The sequence below is a fragment of the Collinsella phocaeensis genome, from assembly GCF_900119895.1.
Lineage (GTDB): Bacteria > Actinomycetota > Coriobacteriia > Coriobacteriales > Coriobacteriaceae > Collinsella > Collinsella phocaeensis.
In genome coordinates, this window is record NZ_FQLR01000004.1 from 772,604 (window position 1) to 793,816 (window position 21,213).

At 63.1% G+C, this 21,213-nt stretch carries 16 protein-coding genes; 5 read left to right on the top strand and 11 right to left on the bottom strand.

All coding sequences use genetic code 11. The features are described 5' to 3' along the window. Positions 1-17: 17 nt before the first annotated feature. Complete coding sequence (locus BQ7355_RS05360; RefSeq protein ID WP_205407570.1) at positions 18-641, bottom strand: sugar O-acetyltransferase; 624 nt, start codon at positions 639-641, stop codon at positions 18-20. Between the two features lie 229 nt (positions 642-870). On the opposite strand from BQ7355_RS05360, the gene BQ7355_RS05365 reads away from it, so the two are divergent. Beyond that, a complete protein-coding gene (locus tag BQ7355_RS05365) occupies positions 871-1,392 on the top strand; it encodes a nitroreductase family protein (RefSeq protein WP_072415265.1) in 522 nt (173 codons plus the stop codon). Between the two features lie 54 nt (positions 1,393-1,446). On the opposite strand, the gene BQ7355_RS05370 is transcribed toward BQ7355_RS05365, so the two are convergent. The 8 genes from BQ7355_RS05370 to allC form a co-directional block, all read right to left on the bottom strand. Beyond that, positions 1,447-2,403, bottom strand: coding sequence for a 2-hydroxyacid dehydrogenase (locus BQ7355_RS05370; protein ID WP_072415266.1), 957 nt, complete (start codon positions 2,401-2,403; stop codon positions 1,447-1,449). A gap of 45 nt (positions 2,404-2,448) precedes the next feature. After that, on the bottom strand, positions 2,449-3,318 hold the full coding sequence (locus tag BQ7355_RS05375; RefSeq protein WP_072415267.1) for an alpha/beta hydrolase: 870 nt from the start codon (positions 3,316-3,318) through the stop codon (positions 2,449-2,451). A 9-nt stretch (positions 3,319-3,327) separates the two neighbouring features. After that, the gene (locus tag BQ7355_RS05380; protein ID WP_072415268.1) at positions 3,328-4,920 is read right to left on the bottom strand and encodes a PucR family transcriptional regulator; all 1,593 of its coding nucleotides are present in this window, start codon (positions 4,918-4,920) and stop codon (positions 3,328-3,330) included. Positions 4,921-5,126: 206 nt separating this feature from the next. Next, a complete protein-coding gene (allE, locus tag BQ7355_RS05385; RefSeq protein WP_072415269.1) occupies positions 5,127-5,915 on the bottom strand; it encodes a (S)-ureidoglycine aminohydrolase in 789 nt (262 codons plus the stop codon). Between the two features lie 95 nt (positions 5,916-6,010). Beyond that, entirely contained in the window at positions 6,011-7,246 is a 1,236-nt protein-coding gene (locus tag BQ7355_RS05390) for an MFS transporter (RefSeq protein WP_072415270.1), read from the bottom strand. 85 nt (positions 7,247-7,331) lie between these two features. After that, the gene (gene allB, locus BQ7355_RS05395) at positions 7,332-8,696 is read right to left on the bottom strand and encodes an allantoinase AllB (protein WP_072415271.1); all 1,365 of its coding nucleotides are present in this window, start codon (positions 8,694-8,696) and stop codon (positions 7,332-7,334) included. 156 nt (positions 8,697-8,852) lie between these two features. Further along, positions 8,853-10,337: an allantoin permease gene (gene allW / locus BQ7355_RS05400; RefSeq protein ID WP_072415272.1), complete on the bottom strand. Its 1,485-nt coding sequence runs from the start codon at positions 10,335-10,337 to the stop codon at positions 8,853-8,855. Positions 10,338-10,369: 32 nt separating this feature from the next. Beyond that, positions 10,370-11,596: an allantoate deiminase gene (gene allC, locus BQ7355_RS05405; protein WP_072415273.1), complete on the bottom strand. Its 1,227-nt coding sequence runs from the start codon at positions 11,594-11,596 to the stop codon at positions 10,370-10,372. A 252-nt stretch (positions 11,597-11,848) separates the two neighbouring features. Here allC and BQ7355_RS05410 point away from each other — a divergent pair, with 252 nt between their 5' ends. From BQ7355_RS05410 to arcC, 4 genes are all read left to right on the top strand, one after another. Continuing rightward, positions 11,849-14,854: a bifunctional FdrA/YlbE family protein gene (locus tag BQ7355_RS05410; protein WP_240307329.1), complete on the top strand. Its 3,006-nt coding sequence runs from the start codon at positions 11,849-11,851 to the stop codon at positions 14,852-14,854. A gap of 49 nt (positions 14,855-14,903) precedes the next feature. Next, positions 14,904-15,704 (top strand): oxamate carbamoyltransferase subunit AllH family protein, encoded by an 801-nt coding sequence (locus BQ7355_RS05415; protein ID WP_159430447.1) that lies wholly within the window; start codon positions 14,904-14,906, stop codon positions 15,702-15,704. Between the two features lie 104 nt (positions 15,705-15,808). Then, a complete protein-coding gene (gene allD, locus BQ7355_RS05420) occupies positions 15,809-16,861 on the top strand; it encodes an ureidoglycolate dehydrogenase (RefSeq protein WP_072415275.1) in 1,053 nt (350 codons plus the stop codon). Positions 16,862-16,954: 93 nt separating this feature from the next. After that, positions 16,955-17,893: a carbamate kinase gene (gene arcC, locus BQ7355_RS05425; protein WP_072415276.1), complete on the top strand. Its 939-nt coding sequence runs from the start codon at positions 16,955-16,957 to the stop codon at positions 17,891-17,893. A 398-nt stretch (positions 17,894-18,291) separates the two neighbouring features. Here the strand turns inward: arcC and BQ7355_RS05430 are convergent, their stop codons facing one another. After that, positions 18,292-19,395 carry an IS110 family RNA-guided transposase gene (locus tag BQ7355_RS05430; protein ID WP_072415132.1) on the bottom strand — a complete coding sequence of 368 codons (1,104 nt, stop codon included), beginning with the start codon at positions 19,393-19,395 and terminating at the stop codon, positions 18,292-18,294. A 233-nt stretch (positions 19,396-19,628) separates the two neighbouring features. Then, positions 19,629-20,876, bottom strand: a complete 1,248-nt coding sequence (locus BQ7355_RS05435; RefSeq protein WP_072415277.1) for a pyridoxal-phosphate-dependent aminotransferase family protein — start codon at positions 20,874-20,876, stop codon at positions 19,629-19,631. Positions 20,877-21,213 lie beyond the last annotated feature (337 nt).

A 21,213-nucleotide genomic window follows, 5' to 3' on the forward strand; every position in this document is an offset into this window, starting at 1 on the left:
CTCGAAGGCCTCCGGCCCTACAGCTCGCGGACCACGCGTGCAGGCACGCCGGCGACCATCACGTTCGCTGGGAAGGAGCGCGTCACCACGGCCCCCGCGGCAACGATGACGTTGTCGCCGAGCGTCACGCCGGGCAGGATCGTGGCGTGCCCGCCGATCCAGCAGTTGCTGCCTATCGTCACGGGCTCGCCCCATTCGCGGCCGCATGCGCGCTCGGCCGCATCGACCGGGTGGGTCACGGCGTAGATGCCCACCTGCGGCCCGATGAGCGTTCCGGATCCGATCTCCACGCGTGCGCAGTCCAGGATGACGCAATCCACGTTGATGAACACGTCGTCTCCGAGATGGATGTTGCATCCGTAGTCGCAGCGGAATGACGACTTCACGTTGACGTGCTCGCCCACGCCGCCCAAAAGCTCGCGCAGGATGGTGCGGCGCGTCTCGCGGTCCGCGTTGGTCGTGGCGTTGAGCGCGTCGGTGAGCTCGTAGCAGCGCCGGCGCATCGCGCGCAGCTCGGGATCATCGATGAGGTAGAGCTCGCCGGCGAGCATCTTCTCGAGCTCGGTGCGGGGACCGTGCGGCCGGTCGACGGGGGAGGAGGTGCTGCTCGGGAACTTGGGTTCGGACGTGGATACGGTCATGGCGGTGCCTTTCGGTGGCGCGGGCGTCTCTGCGTATGCGCCCATGGTACCGTGAGCGGGCAAAAGGTGGATGCCCGTCCACCGTCCATATGGCGCTCTGGTTGGCGAGCGAGCGCCACATGTCCCCTTTGGGACAAACCGTGCGCGCTCGTTCTTGCCGTATGGGATATATCGTTTGGGGATATGCCGGGTCACAATGAATGCGTTCGGCCGACGACAGGAGGTTGTGATGGCGGCATTGGATTGCTTGATGAGGCGCCGCAGCGTCCGCTCGTACACCGGTGAACCGGTGACGCGCGAGGAGCTTGAGAAGATTCTTGTGGCGGGCCTGATCGGCCCGACTGGCAAGGGCAAGAAGCCGTGGAAGTTCGTGGTGGTCACCAACCCGGAGAAGCTGGAGGCCCTCTCCTCGATGCGCCGTCCGGCACCCGGTGCGTTCAAGACGGCTGGAGCGGCTATCGCGGTGTTCGGCAACCCGTCCGTGTCCGACACATGGGTCGAGGACTGCGCCGTCGCGATGGAGAACATGCATCTGGCGGCAGATGACTTGGGGCTCGGCAGCGTATGGATCCAGGGGCGCTTGCGCGAGGCGGACGCGGGCGGTTCGGCGAGCGACCGCGCGCGTGCGGTTCTCGGCGTCGAGAGCGGCCTGGAGCTCGAGGCGGTCTTGCTGGTGGGGCGCATCGAGCATCATCCGCCGTTTCACAGTGAAGCCGATGCCGACTGGTCGTTCGTCTCATGGGACGACTGATGGCGTCGAGATGACATGGGGCAAGGTCGCTCAGCGGCCTTGCCCCATAGTTGGTTAGAGCTGGCAGATGTTCTGGCTGCGGCCCTCGGTGTAGGCGAGCACGTTCTCGAACTCGATGATTGCGCGACGCTCCATGGATTCACGCGTGAGGAAGGCCACATGGGGCGTGAAGACGCAGTTGGCGGCGTTGACAAGGGGATAGTCGGCAGGGATGGGCGGTTCCATGTCGAACACGTCGATGCCCGCGCCGGCGAGCTTGCCGGCATTGAGGGCATCGGCGAGGGCGTCGTTGTCGACGATGGCTCCCCGGGCGCAATTGATGAGGATGGCGCCGTCTTTCATCTGGGAGATTTGACCTGCACTGAAGCTCTTGCGCGTGGATTCGTTGCTCGGCAGATGCAGGCTCACGATATCCGCCTGGTTGAGCAGCGTATCGAGCGGAACCTGCTCGATGCCCGCCGCGGCGGCTTCCGGGTGCTCGTGGCGGGAGTAGCCCAGCACGCGGGCGCCCAGGGCACGGAACAGGCGCCCGGTTGCGCAGCCGATCTTGCCGCAGCCGATGATGCCGACGGTCTTTCCAAAGATTTCGGTTCCCATCAGGCCGGCGCTCGTCTCGCCCTTTCGCACGGCGCCGTCGGCGGCGACCACCTTTCGCAGCACGTCGATGGTGAGTCCGAGTGCGAGCTCGGCAACGGAGATGTCGGAATAGCCGGCGCAGTTGCGCACCTCGATCCCGCGCGCGCGGCACGCGTCGAGCGCCACATGATCGATGCCCGTGAAGGCGACTGCGATCATCTTGAGCGCGTCGGACGCCTCGATGACCTCGGCGGGATAGGGATTGTTGGCGATCATGACGATTTCGGCCCCGGCGCTGCGGCGCGTGAGCTCGTCGGCGTCGGTGGTCTTGGTATCAAAGTAGACGAACTCATGACCTGCGGCCTTGAGAGGCGCAGCCAGTTCGTCAATGGTTTTGCCGGGGATGCCCAGCGGTTCCAGCAGCGCGATGTTCATGATGGTTCCTTTCGATTGGCATGACGATTTGGGTTCGATAGGTTGTTACCGCTCAGTCGGTTCGAGCGCCTCGTCCAGGTAGGCGAGAGCGTCCCGATAGGTCTCGCTTCCGGCGGGATTCGATGTATCCCGATCGAAGTCGTGCTCCAGGTAGTACACCTGATGCATGCGGTGGCGGGGAGTCGAGCGCATGAGCGTCTTGGACTGCTTGAGCGGTACGTCGTTGTCGCCGGTGCTCGCGGTTATGAACACGGGCGGAAGCCGTGCAAGGTTTGCGGGCGACAGCGAAAGATCGCTTGCGTTCGCGTCGGTGATGCCGAGCATCTTCGCCCAAAGCCCCTGCTGGCGCGCGTGCACGTAGAGCGCGTAGCGCGTGGCTTTGGGGCCATGGAGCACGAGGGAGCCGGAAGGGCCGCAGGCGTTCACGGCCGTCGCTTCGTCCACGGCGGGAAGCGTGAGGTAATGGGCGTTCGGGGTGTTCGTGAAGGGGTCGGCGAGGTCCCAGTATCCGTAAAAATCCCAGATGGCTGAGGGTTGAAGCAGCTGCGGGTGCTCGGCCCGCATGCGATCGGCCAGCTTGAGCGCCAGATATGCACCCGCGGAGCGGCCGAAAAGCGCATATCGCGTGCAGCAAAGATCGGGCAGCACGCGCTCCACGACATGACAGAGGGCCTGGAGGGACAGGGCCAGCGAGCGCTCGAGTGCCGTTTCGGGGCAAAGCGGATAGTCCATGGCGATCAGGGTGTGCCCTGCGTCCTCGATCATCTCCATATAGGGCTCGGGCAGGTCATCGCGATCCCCGTACAGCATGCCTCCTCCGTGGTAGTACACGATGGCGCATCCTGTCGAGGCCCCTTTGGGCGCACGGATGGTCGCGTGGATCTCACCCTCCTCGATGGGTACCGTCAGGTTCACGGCGTCCTCCTATCTATCGATCAGATGGTAGATTCGCGCGCCGAGCGCGAGCTGCAACCGGTCGTCGGGATTGTGCAGGTCGATTCCCGCGAGCCTGTGGATGCGTTCGGCGCGGTAGCGGATCGTCTTCGGGTGCACGTAGAGCTGACGTGCGGTCTCTTGGTAGTTGAGGTTGTTTTCGCACAAGGCGCAGGCCGTTTTGAAGAAATCGGGGCTCTTGTCATGAAGCTCGATTACGCGCGGGTCCAAAAACCTCATGAGCTCAGATGAGTCAGTCACTTGCATGAACAGCTTGTAGATGCCTAGATCTTCGAAGCGGATGAGGCTGTTGCGGTACTGGTCCCCATCGAAGAAGCGATCGATCTCGGTGACTTCCCGCATGAGCTCCGGCAGGTTCGCCGAAGTCCCCAAGGAGGAGATGGCTCCCAGGTACGTAAACGACGGCAGCGCCGGTACGTTGCGCACGTCTTCCATGGCAGCTTTGATGCTGTCGGTGCCGAATCTTGCCTGGGGCGACTTTACGTTGTGAAGGAAGACGATGGATTTGCTCGCCTCCAGGTAAGCGATATCGGGGTAGATCATCTTGATGCAGCGGCGCGCCATGATCAGGATGTCGTCGCAACGGTCGACGGCGTTCGGGCCGTCCAGGTCGATTCTCAGCAAGAGCGCCTCGAAGTGGGGGTGCGCGCCGATGTTCAAGGACTCGAGGGCATCCTTCACGCGCTCGGCTCCGAGCGTGGGATCGGTCAGCAGCTCGCGCATCAAGTTGTTGGTTTGGAAGAAGAGTCTGCGGTCGAGGGCGCTTTGCTTGAGCACCTCCATCTGCAGCAACGACACCACGTTCTCTACCGCCATGATGTCGAGCGGGGAGAGGCGCTCGAGCGCCACGTGCAGAATCAGATAGCGGATTCTGTCGTCTGAGCTGGGTATGAGGACGGCGGTCGCATGGCGCGTGACATCGTGGTACGAGAGCTCGGCATCGAAATAGTGATGGCTTTGGTACGGATTGCCCTCGAGTTCCGTCAGGCGCGGCATGGTGAAGCGGGAGAGCTCCTGGCTCGTCGTGACGCGGCGATCCTTGGTGCTGTCGAAGAACGTTATGTCGGCATGGATGAGGCTGCGCAGCTTGAGTAGGATCTCGAGCACGGTGGGCTCGCGAAGCGCGAGGTCCATCGTCTGACGATGCAGGTCGTAGAACCGATTGAGAAGTGTGAGGTTCGAGTCCAGGAACGTGCCCAGCACATCGAGCAGCAGGCTCTCGTACTTGGTGCTCGACGGGATCTGGATAAGCGGGATCTCGTGCTTGTCGCACTGATCGATGATCTGTCTCGGCGCCTGCGCAACCAGGCGCTCGGGCTTGAAGACGATGGCGCCGATCCCGGTCCTGTCTGCCTCGTCGAAGAACGAGGAGAATGCCGCAGGGGAGAGATTCTCGAATGCGTAGAAGCTGGTGATGAGCATCTGTCCCCGTTTGCCCCATATATCGATGTCGGGCGCTTCGACGATCATGGCGGTGGAGACTTCACGTGCGAGGCCGTTTCTGCCCGCGATCACGGTGGCGCCCTCGAACGAGGGGAGCTTCAGCGCGTCGGATACGTTCATGTGGCTAGTCTCCTTTGCTCACGGTTGCCGGTCGGACGATGGCCGTTTCATTCGGTCTCGGTACCGCCCCCGATGGATGGTAGTGCAAAGGGCCCCGGGGCGCACATGGCGCCACGGGGCTGTCTGAGAATCAACAAGGGCGCGCGCTCGCGCGGCCATGCAATGAGAGGAGTGGTGCCGCGGGGCTTGGTGCGAGGCGCTTGCCGCTACAGGCGAACGTCGCGGTTGCAGTCCTTGCTGTAGATATAGGCGAAGTCCTCGTCGCGGCCGATGCCGTAGGCTGCTTGCGGACAATAGGCGCCCATATAGAGATAGTCGCCCTTCTTGACGGGAAGCCACTCGTCCTCGAGCACGTACATGCCCTCGCCCGAGAAAATGTAGGCCCCGTGCTCCTGGAAGTGGGTCTCTACGTAGCCGTGGCAGGCGCCCGGCTTGAAGGCGAGGATATGCATGTTCATGTCGAAGCCCAGGTCGGTGGCGGAGGGCAGGAAATCACAGCACTTGACATCGGTCATGCCCTCGTAGTCGACCCATTCCAGATCGTTGGAGTTGCCGATCACGGTGTGCGCCTCGTGACCCTCGATGCGGTCGTAGAGCCGCTTGTACATGAAGCCGTGGGCGTCGCCTTCACCCTTGTTCTCGAAGAAGATCTTCTTTCCCTCGGGGACGAAGATATAGCCGCCATCGGTCACGGTCTGGGTGGTCTCGCCATCGGAGACCTCGACGGTGCCGTCGAAGAAGTAGATGAAGAGTTCCTCGCCCGGCTGTCCCCAGCCCTGGGAGTTCTTGCCGCCTGCGTGCACGGTGAGCAGGTAATCGGCGAAGGTGGCGCCGAGCTTGGGCGAGCCCAGGATGGTGATGTCGCAGTTCTCGAAGCCGGGAATGACGTTCTTCACGCAGCCGTCGGGCTCGATGACGGCCCAGTTGCGCTTGACGACAGAGCGGTTCTGCAGGATGTCGTCGCGGTATCCGGTGTTGTTGTTGCGATAGCCCATGATTGCTTCCTTTCTTTTGGGCGGTTTGGGTATGAGGTGCGCGCAGGCGCGGACATGTGCCGCGTGCGCGGGAAAGGTCGAGGGGATGCGGGGCGCTAGGCGGTCTGCTTGGTCTTGGCCAGGCGATTGACCAGGAAGAACAGAAGGGTGCCCGCAAGGATGATGGCGACGGCCAGATAGAAGCCGAGGATCTTGGACCCCGTGGCATCGGAGATCGCGCCGGTCACCGCAGGAGCTATGACCGAAGACGTCATTCCGAAGAAATTAAACACACCGTACATCGTCGCTACGGATCCGCCTGAGGCGAAGCCTGAAAGCCAGGAAATGATGATTGGCTCGACGGCGAGCTTGCCAAAGAATCCGTACGCCACGATTCCGATGACGAGTAGCGTCTGGTTGCCGGTGTTGATCATGAAAGCAAGCATGGCGGCGGCTATGAGCTCGAGCGCAATGATGATGGCGACCTTGCGTTCAGGGAGCTTATCGGCGAGTCGGCTGAAGAGAAGCGCTCCGGGGATGGCCGCGAAGAACACGAGCGAGCTCGCTACGCCCACCGCCGTGCCCTCGAAACCGCGTTCGGTCTCAAGGAAGTTGGGCAACCACGTGTCAATGAGGTAGTAGGCATACATGGTGGAGAAGTACAGCACGTAGGCTGCGATCATCTGCGGCTTGAAAAGTGCCTTCACGTCGGTCTTCCCGGTGGCTGCGGGAGCTCCGGGCGTCTTGCAGGCGGCGGCCTCCTCAGGCGAGCGAACGGTGCGACTGAAGACGAAAACCATGACGAGAGCGAGGACGAGCGCGATGATGGTCATGGTCTGCCAGGGGAATGCGCCGGACCCTACGAGCGCGGATGCGCTGATGAGCCCCAGGCCCGAACCGATGGCCATGCCGGAGTTGACGATGGCGGTGGAAAGGCTCTTGCGGTCGACCGGTACGTTTTCCGCGGTGAGCGAGTAGGCGCATCCGTAGAACGTGCCGCACCCGACGCCCGCAAGGGCCGAGCCGGCATAGAGAACGGGCAGGGTGGTCGAAGCGCTCACGATGGCGGAGCCGATGGCAAAAAGCGTGAAGCCTGGAACGATCACGCGCTTTTGTCCAAACCGATCGACAAGCAAGCCTGAAGGGATCTGCATGATGACATAGCCGAGAAAGTAAAAGCTCGAGATACTGCCAAGAGCCGCGTCGGACGCTCCGCCGAAGTACTCGGAGAGGATGGAATAGACCGGTGTGAGCGCACAGCGGTAAATCCAGATGACGATCCATCCTGCGGTGAGGATGGCGACGATGCGCTTCCAGTACGTGTCCTGCTTCTGCTGCTCGCTGTTGGTCATGGGTTGAAGCCCCTTACGGTTGATGGAACAGGTGAGGGGCCCGGCACTCAAGGGTGAGCGGGCCCCGTTTTAAAGCGTGTGGGCGCTATTTGATGAACTTGCCGGGGAAGTCTTTGCAGACGCCCTCGTCCTTCGCATAGGTGGTCTCACCGCGCAGGATGGTGCGAGCGACCTGGCAGCCGATGGTGCGGCCGATGTACGGCGTGATCTTGTTTTTATACTCTAGATCTTCGGCTTGCAGCGTGTAGGGACTATTGGGCTCGATCAGGCAGAAATCAGCGTCTTTCCCGACTTCGATGCGACCTTTGTCGGTAAGGCCGAAGCGATCGGCGACGTTGGTAGACATGACCTTGGCAAAGAGGGCTGCGCTCAGACCGCGCTTCTGGACCATCTCGTCGTACATAACATCCATGCAGTTCTGGATGCCCGAGATACCGCCCCAGGCGTCAAAGGCATTCTCGGGAGCCTTGAGGTCGGGCGTGCAGGGGGAGTGGTCGGAGACAACCATGGAGATGGCGCCGTCGGCGAGCAGCTCCCACAGGGCGTCCTGCTGAGCCTTGTCGCGAATCGGGGGAGAGCACTTGGTGATGTTGCCAATGGCGTCGAGCTCATCGGTCGTGAAGTACAGGTAGTGCGGGCAGGTCTCGCAGGTGATGTCGTAGCCCTCCTGCTGAGCGGCGATAACCTCTGCCACGGCCTCTTTGCAGGTGCAGTGGCAGATGTTGACGCGGCAGCCGGTCTGCTTGGCAAAGAAGATCACGCGACGGACGGCCTCGGCCTCGGTAAACGGGGGTCGGGTGGCGACGTAATCAGAGACCTTGCCCTTGCCGGCGGCCTTTGCGAGTGCGCCGAGCTTGTTGGTGACGGGGGCGTTCTCGCAGTGGACATCGAGCACCTTGCCGGTCTTGGCGATCTGGCGCATGCCCTCCCACAGCGAGTAGTCGTCAACGTCCTCAAAGTCGCCGTTGTCGGGGATGGTGCGGTCGCCGCAGCTGGCGACGAACGCCTTGTAGCCCACGACGCCGCCCTCGGCGAGCTCCTGGATGCCGCCGTCGAGGTTGTATGGGGTCAGGCTGCCCAGAGATGCGACGTCGACGCGAAGCTTTCCGTCGCCTGCAGCCTCCTTGATCTTGAGGCGCTCTCCGTTGGTGGTGGCGGGAACCTGGTTCAGAGGCATCTCGACGATCGAGGTGATGCCGCCCTTGGCGCAGGCTGCAGTGCCGGTGAGGTAGCCCTCCCAGCCGTCGCGATAACCGCCGCCGGGGTCGGTGATATGGGCATGGCCATCGATCATGCCCGGGCTCACGACGAGGCCTGTGGCATCGATGGTCTCGGCGCCCTCAAGATCTGCGCCGATAGCGGCGATCTTGCCATCGGCAACGGCGATGTCGGTAACAGTCTCGCCGTCCTCGAGGATGACAGTGCCGCCTTTGATTACGAGATCGTACATTGTTCCTCCCTTAGGTAGGGTGTCTGCGTTCTGAGCAGACGTTGCGGAATTGACCTTTACAGGGATGTGCAGTTTGCGCGCCAACGGTACATCCCCGGAGAGGTTGAAAAGGGATTGAGTCGCTTGCTTGTCCCACGTATATGTCTCTACGGGGCCTTATTTCGTCTCGACGTTTGCCTGCGAGGTTGAGAACTTGCGAATGACGAGGTAAATAGCGAAGGCCGCGAAGAAACCGACAAACCATGAAATGCCCGAGATGAATGAGAGTGCGGGGATGATCTGTCCAGAGAGCGAGATCACGAGTGCGGCGATGGTCGCGATGTAAGCGGGGACGTTGACGCCTTGATAGGGGTTGGATCTATCCTGCTTGTCCATATCCATGTAGAGCGCGTCGAGATCGATCTTGCGCTTTGCGACGAAGTAGTAGTGGGCGATCATGACGCCGGCGACGGGACCGAGGACTGCTCCGATGGTATTGAGGAACAAGTAGATGGAACTGGAGTTCTCCATGAGCTTCCAGGGCATGATCGCGAAGCTGATGAGACTGGCGATCACGACGCCGCTGCGGTAGGTGAGCTTCTTGGGGAACAGCGCCGCCAGCTGGTAGCCCGCCGGGATGATGTTGCCCGTCGCGTTGGTGGATATGGTGGTGAGCAGGAAGACCGCGGTCGCACCGATGACAACCGGGACAGAATCCCAGGAGTCGATGACGGTCGTGATGTCCCAGTGCTGCGTGCCGGTGGCGAGGGAGGCGCCGATGAGAATGACGACGCTGCAGAAGGCGAAGACCACGTAGGCGACAAGGAGCGAAAGGGTCTGGCCGCGGCGCTGGGTTGCGGTGGACGTAGCGTTCTGCGTGAAATCCGAGACGCTGGCGCCGGGTGCGGCCCAGACGGCGATGACGGAATTGAGAATCATGAGAAAGACGTAGACAGGGTTGAAGTCCTCCGCTGGTGCGGGGTTGAAGGCAAGTATGTTGCCCAATCCGCCCGCGGCGTTGACCGCCCAGACGGTCATGCCAATCACGACGACGTAGATAAGCGGGGAAAGAATAGCGGTGAATTTGTTGAGAATTCCTCCGCCACCCAAGCCGATCGCCAGGTTCAACAACCAGAAAATGACAAATGAGATAAGCTGCGGAATGCCGATGCCCAAAACTTCCGCCCCGCCGCCAAGCTCTAGGAAACCGGGGAACAGTTTTCCCAGGATGATGGTGAGCGCAAGCGATCCTGTGTAGGTTTGCAGTCCGAACCAGGCGATGGCCGCAACGCATCCACGCAGGAACCCGGGAAGCTTCGCACCCAAGTTGCCGTAGGTCGAACGCAGGTGCATAGCGAAGGGGATGCCGTATTTCGATCCTGCTTCACCGTTGATCACCATGAAAGCCGCTACTAGCACGGCGCTGACCACAAGGGCGAACATGACCCCCATAGGGGAGAGGCCCAGGAAGAGGAACCCTCCGACGGCGGCGTAGTTGGGGATGTTGTGGACAGATCCCATCCAGAGCGTGAAATAGTTCTTGAGCCCCATGTTGCGTTTATCGGCGGTTTTGGGGAGCATGTCGTCGTTGTAGCCGCGTGCTCGGTAACGCTCGACTTCTTCAACGGTTACGCAGTGGTCGGCTGAATCGGGATTAGGCATGATGCCTCCCATCTATTCTGTGCGAGTGCCCATTAATAGGCGAGGTCATACAGGGCGGCGCCGAGCATATCGATGCCTGCCTTAAGGTCGGCCGCCTCGGTGTACTCGGCGGGATTGTGGCTGATGCCCTTCACGCTTGGGACGAAGAGCATGCCGGTCGGCACGTGAGGGGCGATGATCTGCGAATCGTGGCCGGCGCCGGAGTGCATCATGCGGTAGTTGGCGCCGGAGTCCTTGGCAACCTGCTCGATCGTGGCCACGAGCTCGGGGTCCATGGGAACGGGATCCTCGTCCATCCAGCGGTCGATTTCGATCTCGACGCCGTGCTCTGCGGCGATGCGGGCCATGTCCGTCTCGATCTGCTCGCTGAATCGCGCGAGTGTGGCCTTATCGGTGTGTCGGCAATCCATGGTGAACATCGCATCGCCGGGAACGACGTTGACCGTGTTCGGAGTGACTTCGATGTGCCCGAAGGTGAGCACCAGCGGATCGCCTTCGGCATTCGCCTTGGCAATGGACTCGGTTACGATTTGGGAGAAGACCTGAACCACGTCGTGGCGGTAGCACATGCGGGTGGTGCCGGCATGGTTGGCCTCTCCGTGCAGCCGGATGTTGTAGCGGCGCTGCCCGGTGATCGCGGTGACCACGCCTACCTTCTTTCCCTCCATCTCGAGCGTGTTGCCCTGCTCGATATGGAGCTCCAGGAAGGCCTTCACGTTGTCAAGCGGGCTGCTCGATGCGGTGCGCATGTGGAAACCGCAGGAGGCCATGGCGTCCGTGAAGGAGACCCCGTCGCTGTCGACGATGTTTGAGAGGGCGGACTCGGGCACGGTTCCCACGAGGTTCTTGCTGCCCCAGAACACGAAGGGGAAGCGACTGCCCTCTTCTTCAGCCATCGAGATGATGCGAAGGCTCTTCTTGGGCGCGCCGTATGTTTCGATGAGGTCCTTGATGGCGAGGTAGCCGCCGAAGATTCCGAGCGCACCATCGAGCTTGCCGCCTTGGACCACGGTGTCCACGTGGCTACCGCAGGCGATGACGTCATCGGTCCCATCGGTGCCTTGGTACGTGCCAACGAGATTGCCCACCTCGTCGAACTCGGCGACCATGCCCAGCTCTTCAAACTTCTGCTTGAGCGCGAGCTGGGCATCGAGCCAGTCGGGGGTGAACAGCAGGCGCGTCATGCCGCCTGCGGGGTCGGGGCCAAAGGATGCGAGCCAATCGCGAGCCGACTCCACGTCTTTCACGGAGGTACTCATATCTACACTCCTTTTGCAGTGGTTGTGGACCGAGGGCCGCTTGGCGTGATGTCCGGTCCATTTCGATGGCTTTCACGATAGTGGGCGCCAAAATACGCAACAATGTCCCCTTAGGCTAAAGAAATGTATGAAGGACTGGCAAGATGGGATAATGAAGGGATGTTTGCTACGTGCTTAACTGATGCCAGATGCTCGCTTCCGTTACGGCCATGACGTAATGGTGCGCCCCTCGAGACAAACAGAAAGTCGGCGATGCAGATGCTTTATACGGTTGTAAAGGAAAACTCGTATCAGGACTCCATCAACCTGATGCTGCTTACCAACAAGATCAACGCTATGCCGGGCGTGGCCCAGAGCCAGATCATGATGGGCACCGATGCCAACAAGGACATCTATGATGCGGCGGGCCTGCTTACGCCCGAAGCTGCCGTCGCCAGCCCTAGCGACATGGTGATCGTCGTCGAGGCGGATGACGAGAAGATCGTGGACGAGGTGCTGTCCGAGACCGAGGCGTTCCTCGACGACCTGTCCGTCAAGAAGGCGGCTGACGGCGGAAGCGCGACCGCCACGTCCTGGGAGGAGGCCGTTGCGGCGCTTCCCGATGCCAATCTGGCGCTTTTCTCCATTCCCGGCGAGTACGCCGCGCCCGAGCTCGAGCGAGCCCTCGACCTGGGCCTCAACGTGTTCTCCTTCACCGATAACGTCGCGCTCGAGGATGAGGTCCGCCTCAAGCGGAAGGCACACGAGAAGGGCCTGCTCTTCATGGGCCCCGACTGCGGCACCGGCGTGATCAGCTCCGTGCCCGTGGCGTTCACCAACGTGATCAACCCCGGCAACATCGGCATCGTCGGCGCCTCGGGCACCGGCATCCAGGAAGTCACCTGTGCCATCGACCGCATGGGCGGTGGTTGCGTGCACGCCATCGGCACCGGTGGCCGCGACCTCAACGCCAAGGTGGGCGCCGTCACCGTCAAGGACGCCATCGTGGCGCTCGAGAACCATGACGCCACCGATGTTATCTGCGTCATCTCCAAGCCGCCTGCGCCCGAGGTGCGCGACGAGGTCATCGACTTGCTCGAGAAGTGCGAGAAGCCGGTCGTCGCCATCTTCATCGGCGAGAAGCCCGAAGCGCACCTGGGCCATGTGCACCTGGCCCACACGCTCGAGGAGTGCGCGCAGATCGCCGTGGACCTGGCTGCCGGCCGTGAGGTCAAGGCTAATTACTGCGAGCCGGTCGACGTCAAGGTCGCCGAGCCCCTTTCTGAGGACAAGACCGTCGTCGGCCTGTATTCCGGCGGCACGCTTGCCGGCGAGGCCGCGATGATGATCGCCGAGGCGCTTGAGCTCGGTCATATCATCAAGGAAGACGGCTACATGCTCCGTCACGGCGGCTACGACGTCATCGACCTGGGCGACGACGTGTACACCCAGGGCCGCCCGCACCCCATGATCGACCCCGAGGTCCGCGTCAAGATGATGCGCGAGTACGCCGCCAAGCCCACCACGGGCGTCATCGTCTTCGACTGCGTGCTGGGCTATGGTTGCCACCCCGATATGGCAGCCGAGCTCGCCCCGGTCATCACCGAGTGCATCGAGACCGCGCGCTCTGACGGCCGCGAGCTCCACTTCGTGGGCACGGTCGTGGGCACCAGCCACGATCCGCAGGATTACGACCGTTCCCTCAAGCTGCTGACCGATGCCGGTGCCGTCATGGAATCGAGCAATGCCCGCGCCGTGCGCGCCGCGCTCGCCTTCAAGGGCGTCGACTACACCGAGGAGGACCGTCCGACCGTCGACTACACGGTCAAGGACGACTCACCGCTTCCCGAGCCCTCCGATGCCGTGATGGAGCTCCTCAACACCAAGCCGCGTGTGATCAACGTGGGCGTCGAGAGCTTCGTCGACCCGCTCATCACCTACGGCGCCGAGGCGGTCCAGTATGCCTGGAAGCCCATGGCGGGCGGCAACAAGCGCATGATCCATCTGCTTACCGAACTCGCCAAGCACGATGAGATCGATGAGCAGAACGGCCGCATCATCGAGCGCTTCCGCGCCTCCCAGCCGTTCCTGGTCGACGTCAAGCCCGCCGGGGAGCTTATCCCCGAGATCAACGGCAAGGTCATTCTCCATGCCGGTCCTCCGATCGAGTACAGTCATATGACCGACCCCATGCAGGGCTCCTGCGTCGGTGCCGTCCTTTTCGAGGAGTGGGCCGACAACGAGGCCGACGCCCGCAAGCTGCTCGAGAGCGGCGAGGTCACGTTCATCCCGTGCCATCACGTGCACGCCGTGGGTCCCATGGGCGGTATCACCTCGCAGAGCATGCCGCTCGTCGTGGTTGAGAACCGTGTCGACGGCACCGTGGGCTACTGCACCATGAACGAGGGCATCGGCAAGGTTCTTCGTTTCGGGGCCTACTCCGAGGAGGTCGTCAACCGACTGCGCTGGATGCGCGATGTGCTCGGCCCGGTGCTCTCCGAGGCGCTCAAGCTCAAGGACGGCGGCATCAACCTCAACGTCCTCGTGGCGAAGGCCATCACCATGGGCGACGAGTTCCACCAGCGCAACATCGCCGCCTCCCTGTGCTTCCTCAAGGAGGTCGCGCCGCTCATCACCCGCATGGAGTGGGATGCCAAGGAGAAGGAAGAGGTCATCCAGTTCCTGGCCGATACCGACCAGTTCTTCCTCAACATCATGATGGCCATGGGCAAGGCGATCGTGGACTACGTGCGCAAAGATCGAGAGGGCTGCGTGGTCACCACCATGTGCCGCAACGGCGAGAACTTCGGCGTGCGCGTCTCCGCGCTCGGCGACGAGTGGTTCTGCGCCCCCGTCAACACTCCCAACGGCCTGTACTTCACGGGTTTTGCCCCCGAGGACGCGAACCCCGATATCGGCGACTCCGCGATCACCGAGACCGTGGGAGTGGGTGCCATGGCCATGATCGCCGCGCCCGGCGTCACCCGCTTCGTCGGTGCCGGCGGCTTCGAGGACGCGCTCGCCACTTCCAACGAGATGGAGAAGATATGCGTCACGCATAACCCCGCCTGGACCATTCCCACATGGGATTTCAAGGGTACCTGCCAGGGTATCGACATCCGCAAGGTCGTCGCCACCGGTATCACGCCCCTCATCAACACCGGCATCGCCCACAAGCAGGCTGGCGTTGGCCAGATCGGTGCCGGCACCGTGCGCGCGCCGCTCGGTTGCTTCGAGAAGGCGCTCGAGGCCTACTGCGCAAGCCTGGGAATCGAGTAGCTCGATGGTCATCGATGCGCGACGGGTTTCTCCTTTTGTCGGACCGCTCTTGAGTGGGAGCCGCGCCGGTTGCGTGCAGGGGGTGTTCTCAACGAGCTTCAACGTCGAGTTCGACGGCAGGATTGTCCACGTCGGGCGCGATTCCGACCTGTTCTCCTGCACGGGGTTGTCGATCACGCAGGATGACATGGCGGCTCTTGCGCCCGGCCTCGTCGCCGGCAACATCGCGACGATTCGCGATGGCGTCTTACGCCTGTATGCCACTATGGGCGTCGTCGAGGTGGACGTTAATGGGGCGACGGTGGTTCCGTGTGCGGTTCCCCGCGTCCCCGACGAGAAAAGCGCAGGGTGGGCTGCATCTCGTCTTGCCGGGCTTCCCCTCCGCGAACGGACGGGACTTCCGAGTTCGCAGGAGACGCGCAGGGCTTTGAGCGCGCTCGCCGATTCCGGTTCCCTTCCCCATGCGGTCGAGGAGGCGGTTGCGCACCTCACCGGGCGCGGGCCGGGCCTCACGCCTTCGGGTGATGACGTGCTGCTGGGATACACCTGCTGTCGCGTCGCGTTCGGGATGGGTGATGGGTTGGCGGACCTCGTGGTGCGCAAAGCCACGGGGGCTACCACGCCGGTATCGGTTTCCTATGCCCAGGCGCTCGCGGAGGGTTTCATCAACCCCGTCTATCGAAAACTGCTTTGTGCGGCAACGGATTGTAACCAATTCGAGTTCATGGAGGCGGTCCGCATGATCGAGCGCGTCGGTCATACCTCGGGCATCGATGCCCTGCTTGGGCTCTCGCTTGGATTCTCGTACGTATGCACGCGCGCGGCCAGCCCCATCCATGAGGTCGCGTAGCCGCTTGCGCGCCGTCGCTTCTTCCTCGGCGCGCAAGGATGCACCGTGGTCCACGCGGGCGCACGCCCGCTGCTAGTAATCATTTAGACCCCAAGGAGGTCACCATGCTCGTCAAGCGCGAAGAACTCAAGTCCCTCATGAAAAACAAGTTCATGGCGGCAGGTCTGCACGAGGACCACGCCGACAAGATGGCCGAGGTGCTCACCTGGTCTTCCGAGCGCGGCCTGCACAGCCATGGAGAGGTGCGCGTCGAGTACTACACCGAGCGCATCTCCAAGGGCGGCATGACGATCGATCCGGATTGGACGTGGACCCAGACCGGTCCCTGCACCGGTATCGTCGACGGCGACAACGGCTGCGGATATCCGTTTGCCATTCTGGGCCTTGAGAAGGCCATGGAGCTTGCAAAGGAGAACGGTATCGGCGTCGTGGGCGTCAAGCGCGTCTCGCACACCGGTGCCCTGGGATACTACACCGAGATGGCCGCCAAGAACGACCTGTGCTGCCTTACTATGTGCCAGTCCGATCCGATGGTCATCCCGTACGGCGGCGCCGAGCCCTTCTACGGCACCAACCCCATCGCCTTCGGAGCCCCCACCGCCGATGAGCGCTTCGTCAACTTCGACATGGCGACAACCGTCCAGGCTTGGGGCAAGATCCTTGACGCGAAGAGCGCCGGGCGCTCCATTCCCGACGACTGGGCGGTGGATGTGGACGGCAACCCCACGACCGATCCTCATCAGGTCAACGCCCTGCGCGCCATCGCCGGCCCCAAGGGTTACGGCCTCATGATGGTCGTCGACATCCTCTCCGGTATCCTGCTGGGGGTGCCCGCCGGCAAGAACGTTTCCTCTATGTACCACGACCTTTCCGAGGGCCGCGAGCTCGGACACCTGCACATCGTCATCGACCCTTCGCGCTTCTGCGGTCTCGACGAATTCAAGCAGCACATGTCCCGCACGCTTGACGAGCTGGGCGCTGTCAAGCCCGCCACCGGCTACGACAAGGTGTACTACCCCGGCGAGCGCGCCCTTATCCGTAAGGCGAAGTGTGACGCGGCGGGCGGTATCGAGATCGTGGACGACATCTACGACTACCTGGTCTCCGACAAGCTCTATATCCACAGCTGGGACCACAAGAACCGCTTTGCCGAGTAGCGGCTTCGCACCGTGCCGCTCGCGCTTCAGGGCCGGTCGCCTTGATCGGCCCTGAAGCTTTCACAGGCTTTTACAAGAAGAAGGAGGCTATTGATGGCCGAGCGTATCGTTATCGCCCTGGGCGGCAACGCCATTCTCACCGATGACCCCACCGCGCAGGCGCAGATGAAGGCGCTGGATGTCACGTGCGACTACATCGTGCCGCTTATTGCCGCCGGCCACGAGGTCATCATCACCCATGGCAACGGGCCCCAGGTCGGCAATCTCCTGTTGCAGCAGGAAGCTGCCGATTCGCCCGAGAACCCGGCGATGCCGCTCGATACGTGCGTTGCCATGACGCAGGGTTCCATCGGGTACTGGACCATGCTCGCCATGCGTGGCGCGCTCAAGCGAGCCGGTATCAAGAAGCTCGTCCAGGTTCTTGCCATGACCGCCACCGTGAGTCCGGACGATCCTGCGTTCAAGCATCCCACCAAGCCCATCGGGCCATTTTATACCGAGGACCAGGCCCGCGAGCTTATGGCCGCCAACCCCGATGAGACCTATATCGAGGATTCCGGCCGCGGATGGCGTCGCGTGGTGCCCTCGCCGGAGCCCATGGAGCTTCCCGGCTGCGCCGGCATCGAGGCGCTCGCCGATGCGGGCATCGTGGTCATCTGCACCGGCGGCGGCGGAATTCCCGTGCTCGAGGACGACAAGGGCGTCTATGGCGTCGAAGGCGTTATCGACAAGGACCTCACGGCCGAGAAGATCGCCGAGACCGTTAACGCCGACCACCTGGTGATCTGCACCGGCGTGGACAACGTGTGCGTCGACTTCGGCAAGCCTTCGCAGCGCGCTCTCTCGACGATCTCCATCTCCGAGGCTGAGCGCTATATCGAGGAAGGTCAGTTCCCCGCCGGCTCCATGCTGCCCAAGGTGCGTGGATGCATGCGCTTCGTGCAGTCTGGCGAGGGGCGGCGCGCCACGATCACCTCGCTCGAGTGCCTGTCGAGGCTGAGCGAAGGGGCGGGTACGACCATCGTGCGCTAACTCAGGTACATACGCGGCTCGGGGACGTGCGGGCGGCGTTTGTATATAGGGCGCCCGCGGCAGACGGACAGCCGCGGGCGCCTTTTTAATATGAGTTGAACATTGTCAAGTGGCAAAAAGGCCCTGCCCTCCGCGGAGCTACCGCGGAGGGCAGGGTCCATCTATCTTCACCCGGTGGCCGCGCCGCTTGAGGGCGTGTCTGCTCGACGCACGTTCGGCACTCTAATATCCGCGGGTCGGAACCGCATCTCGTTGCTACGGCTGGGGGCCTCCGCTCGGTCGCAGTCTCGTGGCGGGCGTGGCGGTCTCCCGCCGCCCAGAAAAAGGACTGGAACGGCCTCCCAACGGCCTCGAGCGCGGCGAGCCCCCGGGGTCGGACTCCTATGGGGCCGCGGGCGCTACCGGGCCATGAGCGCTATCGCCCAGACCCAGCAGGCCATCTCGCGGGCCGTCGCGCAGTTCGCCACGCACGGCCTCTTCCCCGCCTGGGACATGGCGTCCCGCCTGTCCTGCAGGCGGCGGTTGCACTTCGCGGCGTGCCTCGACACGGCCGGCGCGACCCCGTGGCCCGGCCTCGGCTTCTTGGGGTGCCTCGTCGACATCGGGACGTGCCAGGACGCCTCGACCAGCGCGCGCCGGACGTGGCCGTTACCGGCGCGGGTGATCCCGCCGCGCGACTCCGTCTCGCCGCTCGAGCGCTCCGAGGGGGCCAGGCCGCACCACGAGGCGAACGACGGCGCGGTCGGGAACCTCGAGAAGTCGCCGGCCTCGGCGGCGAGCAGGAAGGCACTCGCGACGTCGATGCCCTTCACCAGGCAGAGCGCGTCGACGACAGGCGCCCACTCGGGGCGCGCGGCGGCCTCCTCCACCTTGCGCTCGAGCTCCCTCTTGGCCTCGGCGCAGCGCTCCACGGCGTCCATGTAGTGCTCGTAGGCGGCCGCGTCGTCGGCCTCGCCGAACTCGATCGACCTCGCCCACCTCCAGTACGCCTCGGTCCAGTTCGACCTGCGGCGCCCGGCCGGCGTCGTCTCGTCGAACACCAGGCCGTGCCTGAGCAGGAACTTGGACATGCGCTGCCTGGCGCGCTGCAGGTCGTCGCGGGCGTCCTCGAGCGCGCGGGAGAGGTCCCGGGCGGCCTCGGTGCGGTCATCGGGCACCCACACCTCGACGACGTTGCGGCAGGCGAGGAGCCTGGCCAGCCACTCGGCGTCGCGCCGGTCGTTCTTGCGGCCCCGGTCGGCCGCGGGCCGGTGCATCTTGGAGACGGCGCCCACGGCGCAGTCGACGCCGAGGGCGCGCAGGGCGCGGCACAGGTGGAAGCCGGTCGGGCCGCTCTCGTACACCGCCTTGGGCGACTCGAACCCCAGGACCCACTCGGCGACCGACGCCGGGTCGTAGCCGAACCTGGCCCGGACCACCTCGCCGGTCATGGGGTCGAAGGCGCATGCGGAGATGCTCCTCGCGTGGACGTCGAGACCGATGGCTGTGACATAATTGGACATGGCGGGCCCCTCTCCGTCGCATGTGGCGCGCGGCCACGGTTGGCGTTACGACCATTGTCGCCCGACCCACGATAGAGCTACAAGGGGAGGGGCTCCCAATGTTCAACTCATATCGTCTCGCGTCGCATGCCGAGGACGCTCTCCCTGATCGTCCCTCTGCACACACGGCGCGGGCGGACCGCCGATATGACGATCCGCCCGCGCGCCTCAGGGTCCCGCTGTCCTCGAATCCGCTATGCGGCGTACACCGCCTCGGCGGCGGCTGCTCCGGCGGCTATGTCCACCTGCGCCCCTGCGTCGAGCAGCGCCGAACCCAGGGCGAGCAGGCATGTCATAACGCAGTCTTTGCGGGCATTGGAGCCCATGATGCCCACGCGCCAGATTTTGCCCTGGAGCGGGCCGAAAGAGCTTGCGATCTCGACGGCGTAGTTTTCGAGCAGGGACGCTCGTACGGAATCGGTGACTCCGTCGGGGATCACGATGCCGACGACGTCGTTCATGCGCGTTGCCTGGTCACCGTAGAGCTCGAGGCCCATGCCGGAGACGCCGGCGGCCATGGCGGCGCCGTTCAGGCGATGGCGCTCGACGGCCTCGTCGATGCCCTCCTCGCAGATAAGGCGGAGCGTCTCGTGTGCGGCGTAAAGCATATGGGTGGCTTCGGTGTGGTGGTTGATGCGGCGCGGCCCCCAATAGTTCACAAGCTGGGGGAAGTCGAAGTAGTTGGAGCGGATGCGCTGCTCGGCGGGCAGCAGGTCGGCGGGGGAGTCGGCGATGCCCTCCTCGACCGACTCGCGCGCCTTCATGGCTTCGAACGCCGCCGGCGAGACGACGATGGGGGACATGCCCGCGGGCCCGCCCATGCATTTCTGCATGCCGGCGGTGGCGATATCGATGCCCCATTCCGCGCAGCGCAAATCGTTTCCCACGAAGGAGGCGGTGGCATCGGTCATGAGGAAAGCGCCTGCGGCATGGCAGATGTCCCCCAGACCCTCGAGCGGCTGCAGCATGGTGGTCGAGGTGTCTCCAGCGACGGTGCATACGAGCTTGGGCCGCGTCTCGTCGATGGCGGCGGCGATTTCTTCGATGGTGAAAACATGGCCCCAGTCCTTGGCGATCGTGGTCACTTCGCCGCCCACGCGCGTGGCGATCTCGGCCAACAGCAATCCGAAACGGCCTGCGGAGCATACAAGGACCTTGTCGCCCGGGGTGATGATGGACACGAGGGCGCACTCGATCGCGGCGCGCGAGGAGCCGTCGACCATGAGGGCTTCATAACCAGGCGCCTTGAAGCAGTAGCGCAGCATGTCCTGCACTTCGTTCATGATTCTGAGCATATAGGGGTCGAACTGACCGACCGTGGGGGCCGCCATGGCGGAAAGGATGCGCGGATCAACCGTGGTGGGTCCCGGAGCCATGAGCAGGCGGTGGGGCGGATTGATGCGCTGTATGCTTCGTACGTTGGAGGTTGCGGTCTGATTCATAGTCGGTCTCCCAGATTTAGGCATGTACTGACAAAAGCCTATCCCAACGAATGGTGCCGCATGGGATAAGAATAGATGCGAAATGCTGTCACAACAAGTAATTGACATCACTATTCCGTCGAGTTATATGCGCAGCTGTTTCCAGGGGGGGGTTCGTGCGACATGCCTCGATAACCGAAGATGGCGTTGACATGGCTTGCGCGGATTCCGTCATCGAGATGTCCGGTGAGGCCTTATGTTCAAATCGGGTATGCTCTCAGCGGGGATGACGCTTCGGCTCATCCCATACGCTTGGAAGGAGACCCGCCGTGCCGTCCAGCCAAACATCCGCATTGCC

Bases quoted from the DNA above. Each gene is read 5' to 3' on its own strand.
- BQ7355_RS05360 (WP_205407570.1), bottom strand. From the start codon at position 641: ATGACCGTATCCACGTCCGAACCCAAGTTCCCGAGCAGCACCTCCTCC.
- BQ7355_RS05365 (WP_072415265.1), top strand. From the start codon at position 871: ATGGCGGCATTGGATTGCTTGATGAGGCGCCGCAGCGTCCGCTCGTAC.
- BQ7355_RS05370 (WP_072415266.1), bottom strand. From the start codon at position 2,403: ATGAACATCGCGCTGCTGGAACCGCTGGGCATCCCCGGCAAAACCATT.
- BQ7355_RS05380 (WP_072415268.1), bottom strand. From the start codon at position 4,920: ATGAACGTATCCGACGCGCTGAAGCTCCCCTCGTTCGAGGGCGCCACC.
- allE (WP_072415269.1), bottom strand. From the start codon at position 5,915: ATGGGCTATCGCAACAACAACACCGGATACCGCGACGACATCCTGCAG.
- BQ7355_RS05390 (WP_072415270.1), bottom strand. From the start codon at position 7,246: ATGACCAACAGCGAGCAGCAGAAGCAGGACACGTACTGGAAGCGCATC.
- allB (WP_072415271.1), bottom strand. From the start codon at position 8,696: ATGTACGATCTCGTAATCAAAGGCGGCACTGTCATCCTCGAGGACGGC.
- allW (WP_072415272.1), bottom strand. From the start codon at position 10,337: ATGCCTAATCCCGATTCAGCCGACCACTGCGTAACCGTTGAAGAAGTC.
- allC (WP_072415273.1), bottom strand. From the start codon at position 11,596: ATGAGTACCTCCGTGAAAGACGTGGAGTCGGCTCGCGATTGGCTCGCA.
- BQ7355_RS05410 (WP_240307329.1), top strand. From the start codon at position 11,849: ATGCAGATGCTTTATACGGTTGTAAAGGAAAACTCGTATCAGGACTCC.
- allD (WP_072415275.1), top strand. From the start codon at position 15,809: ATGCTCGTCAAGCGCGAAGAACTCAAGTCCCTCATGAAAAACAAGTTC.
- arcC (WP_072415276.1), top strand. From the start codon at position 16,955: ATGGCCGAGCGTATCGTTATCGCCCTGGGCGGCAACGCCATTCTCACC.
- BQ7355_RS05430 (WP_072415132.1), bottom strand. From the start codon at position 19,395: ATGTCCAATTATGTCACAGCCATCGGTCTCGACGTCCACGCGAGGAGC.
- BQ7355_RS05435 (WP_072415277.1), bottom strand. From the start codon at position 20,876: ATGAATCAGACCGCAACCTCCAACGTACGAAGCATACAGCGCATCAAT.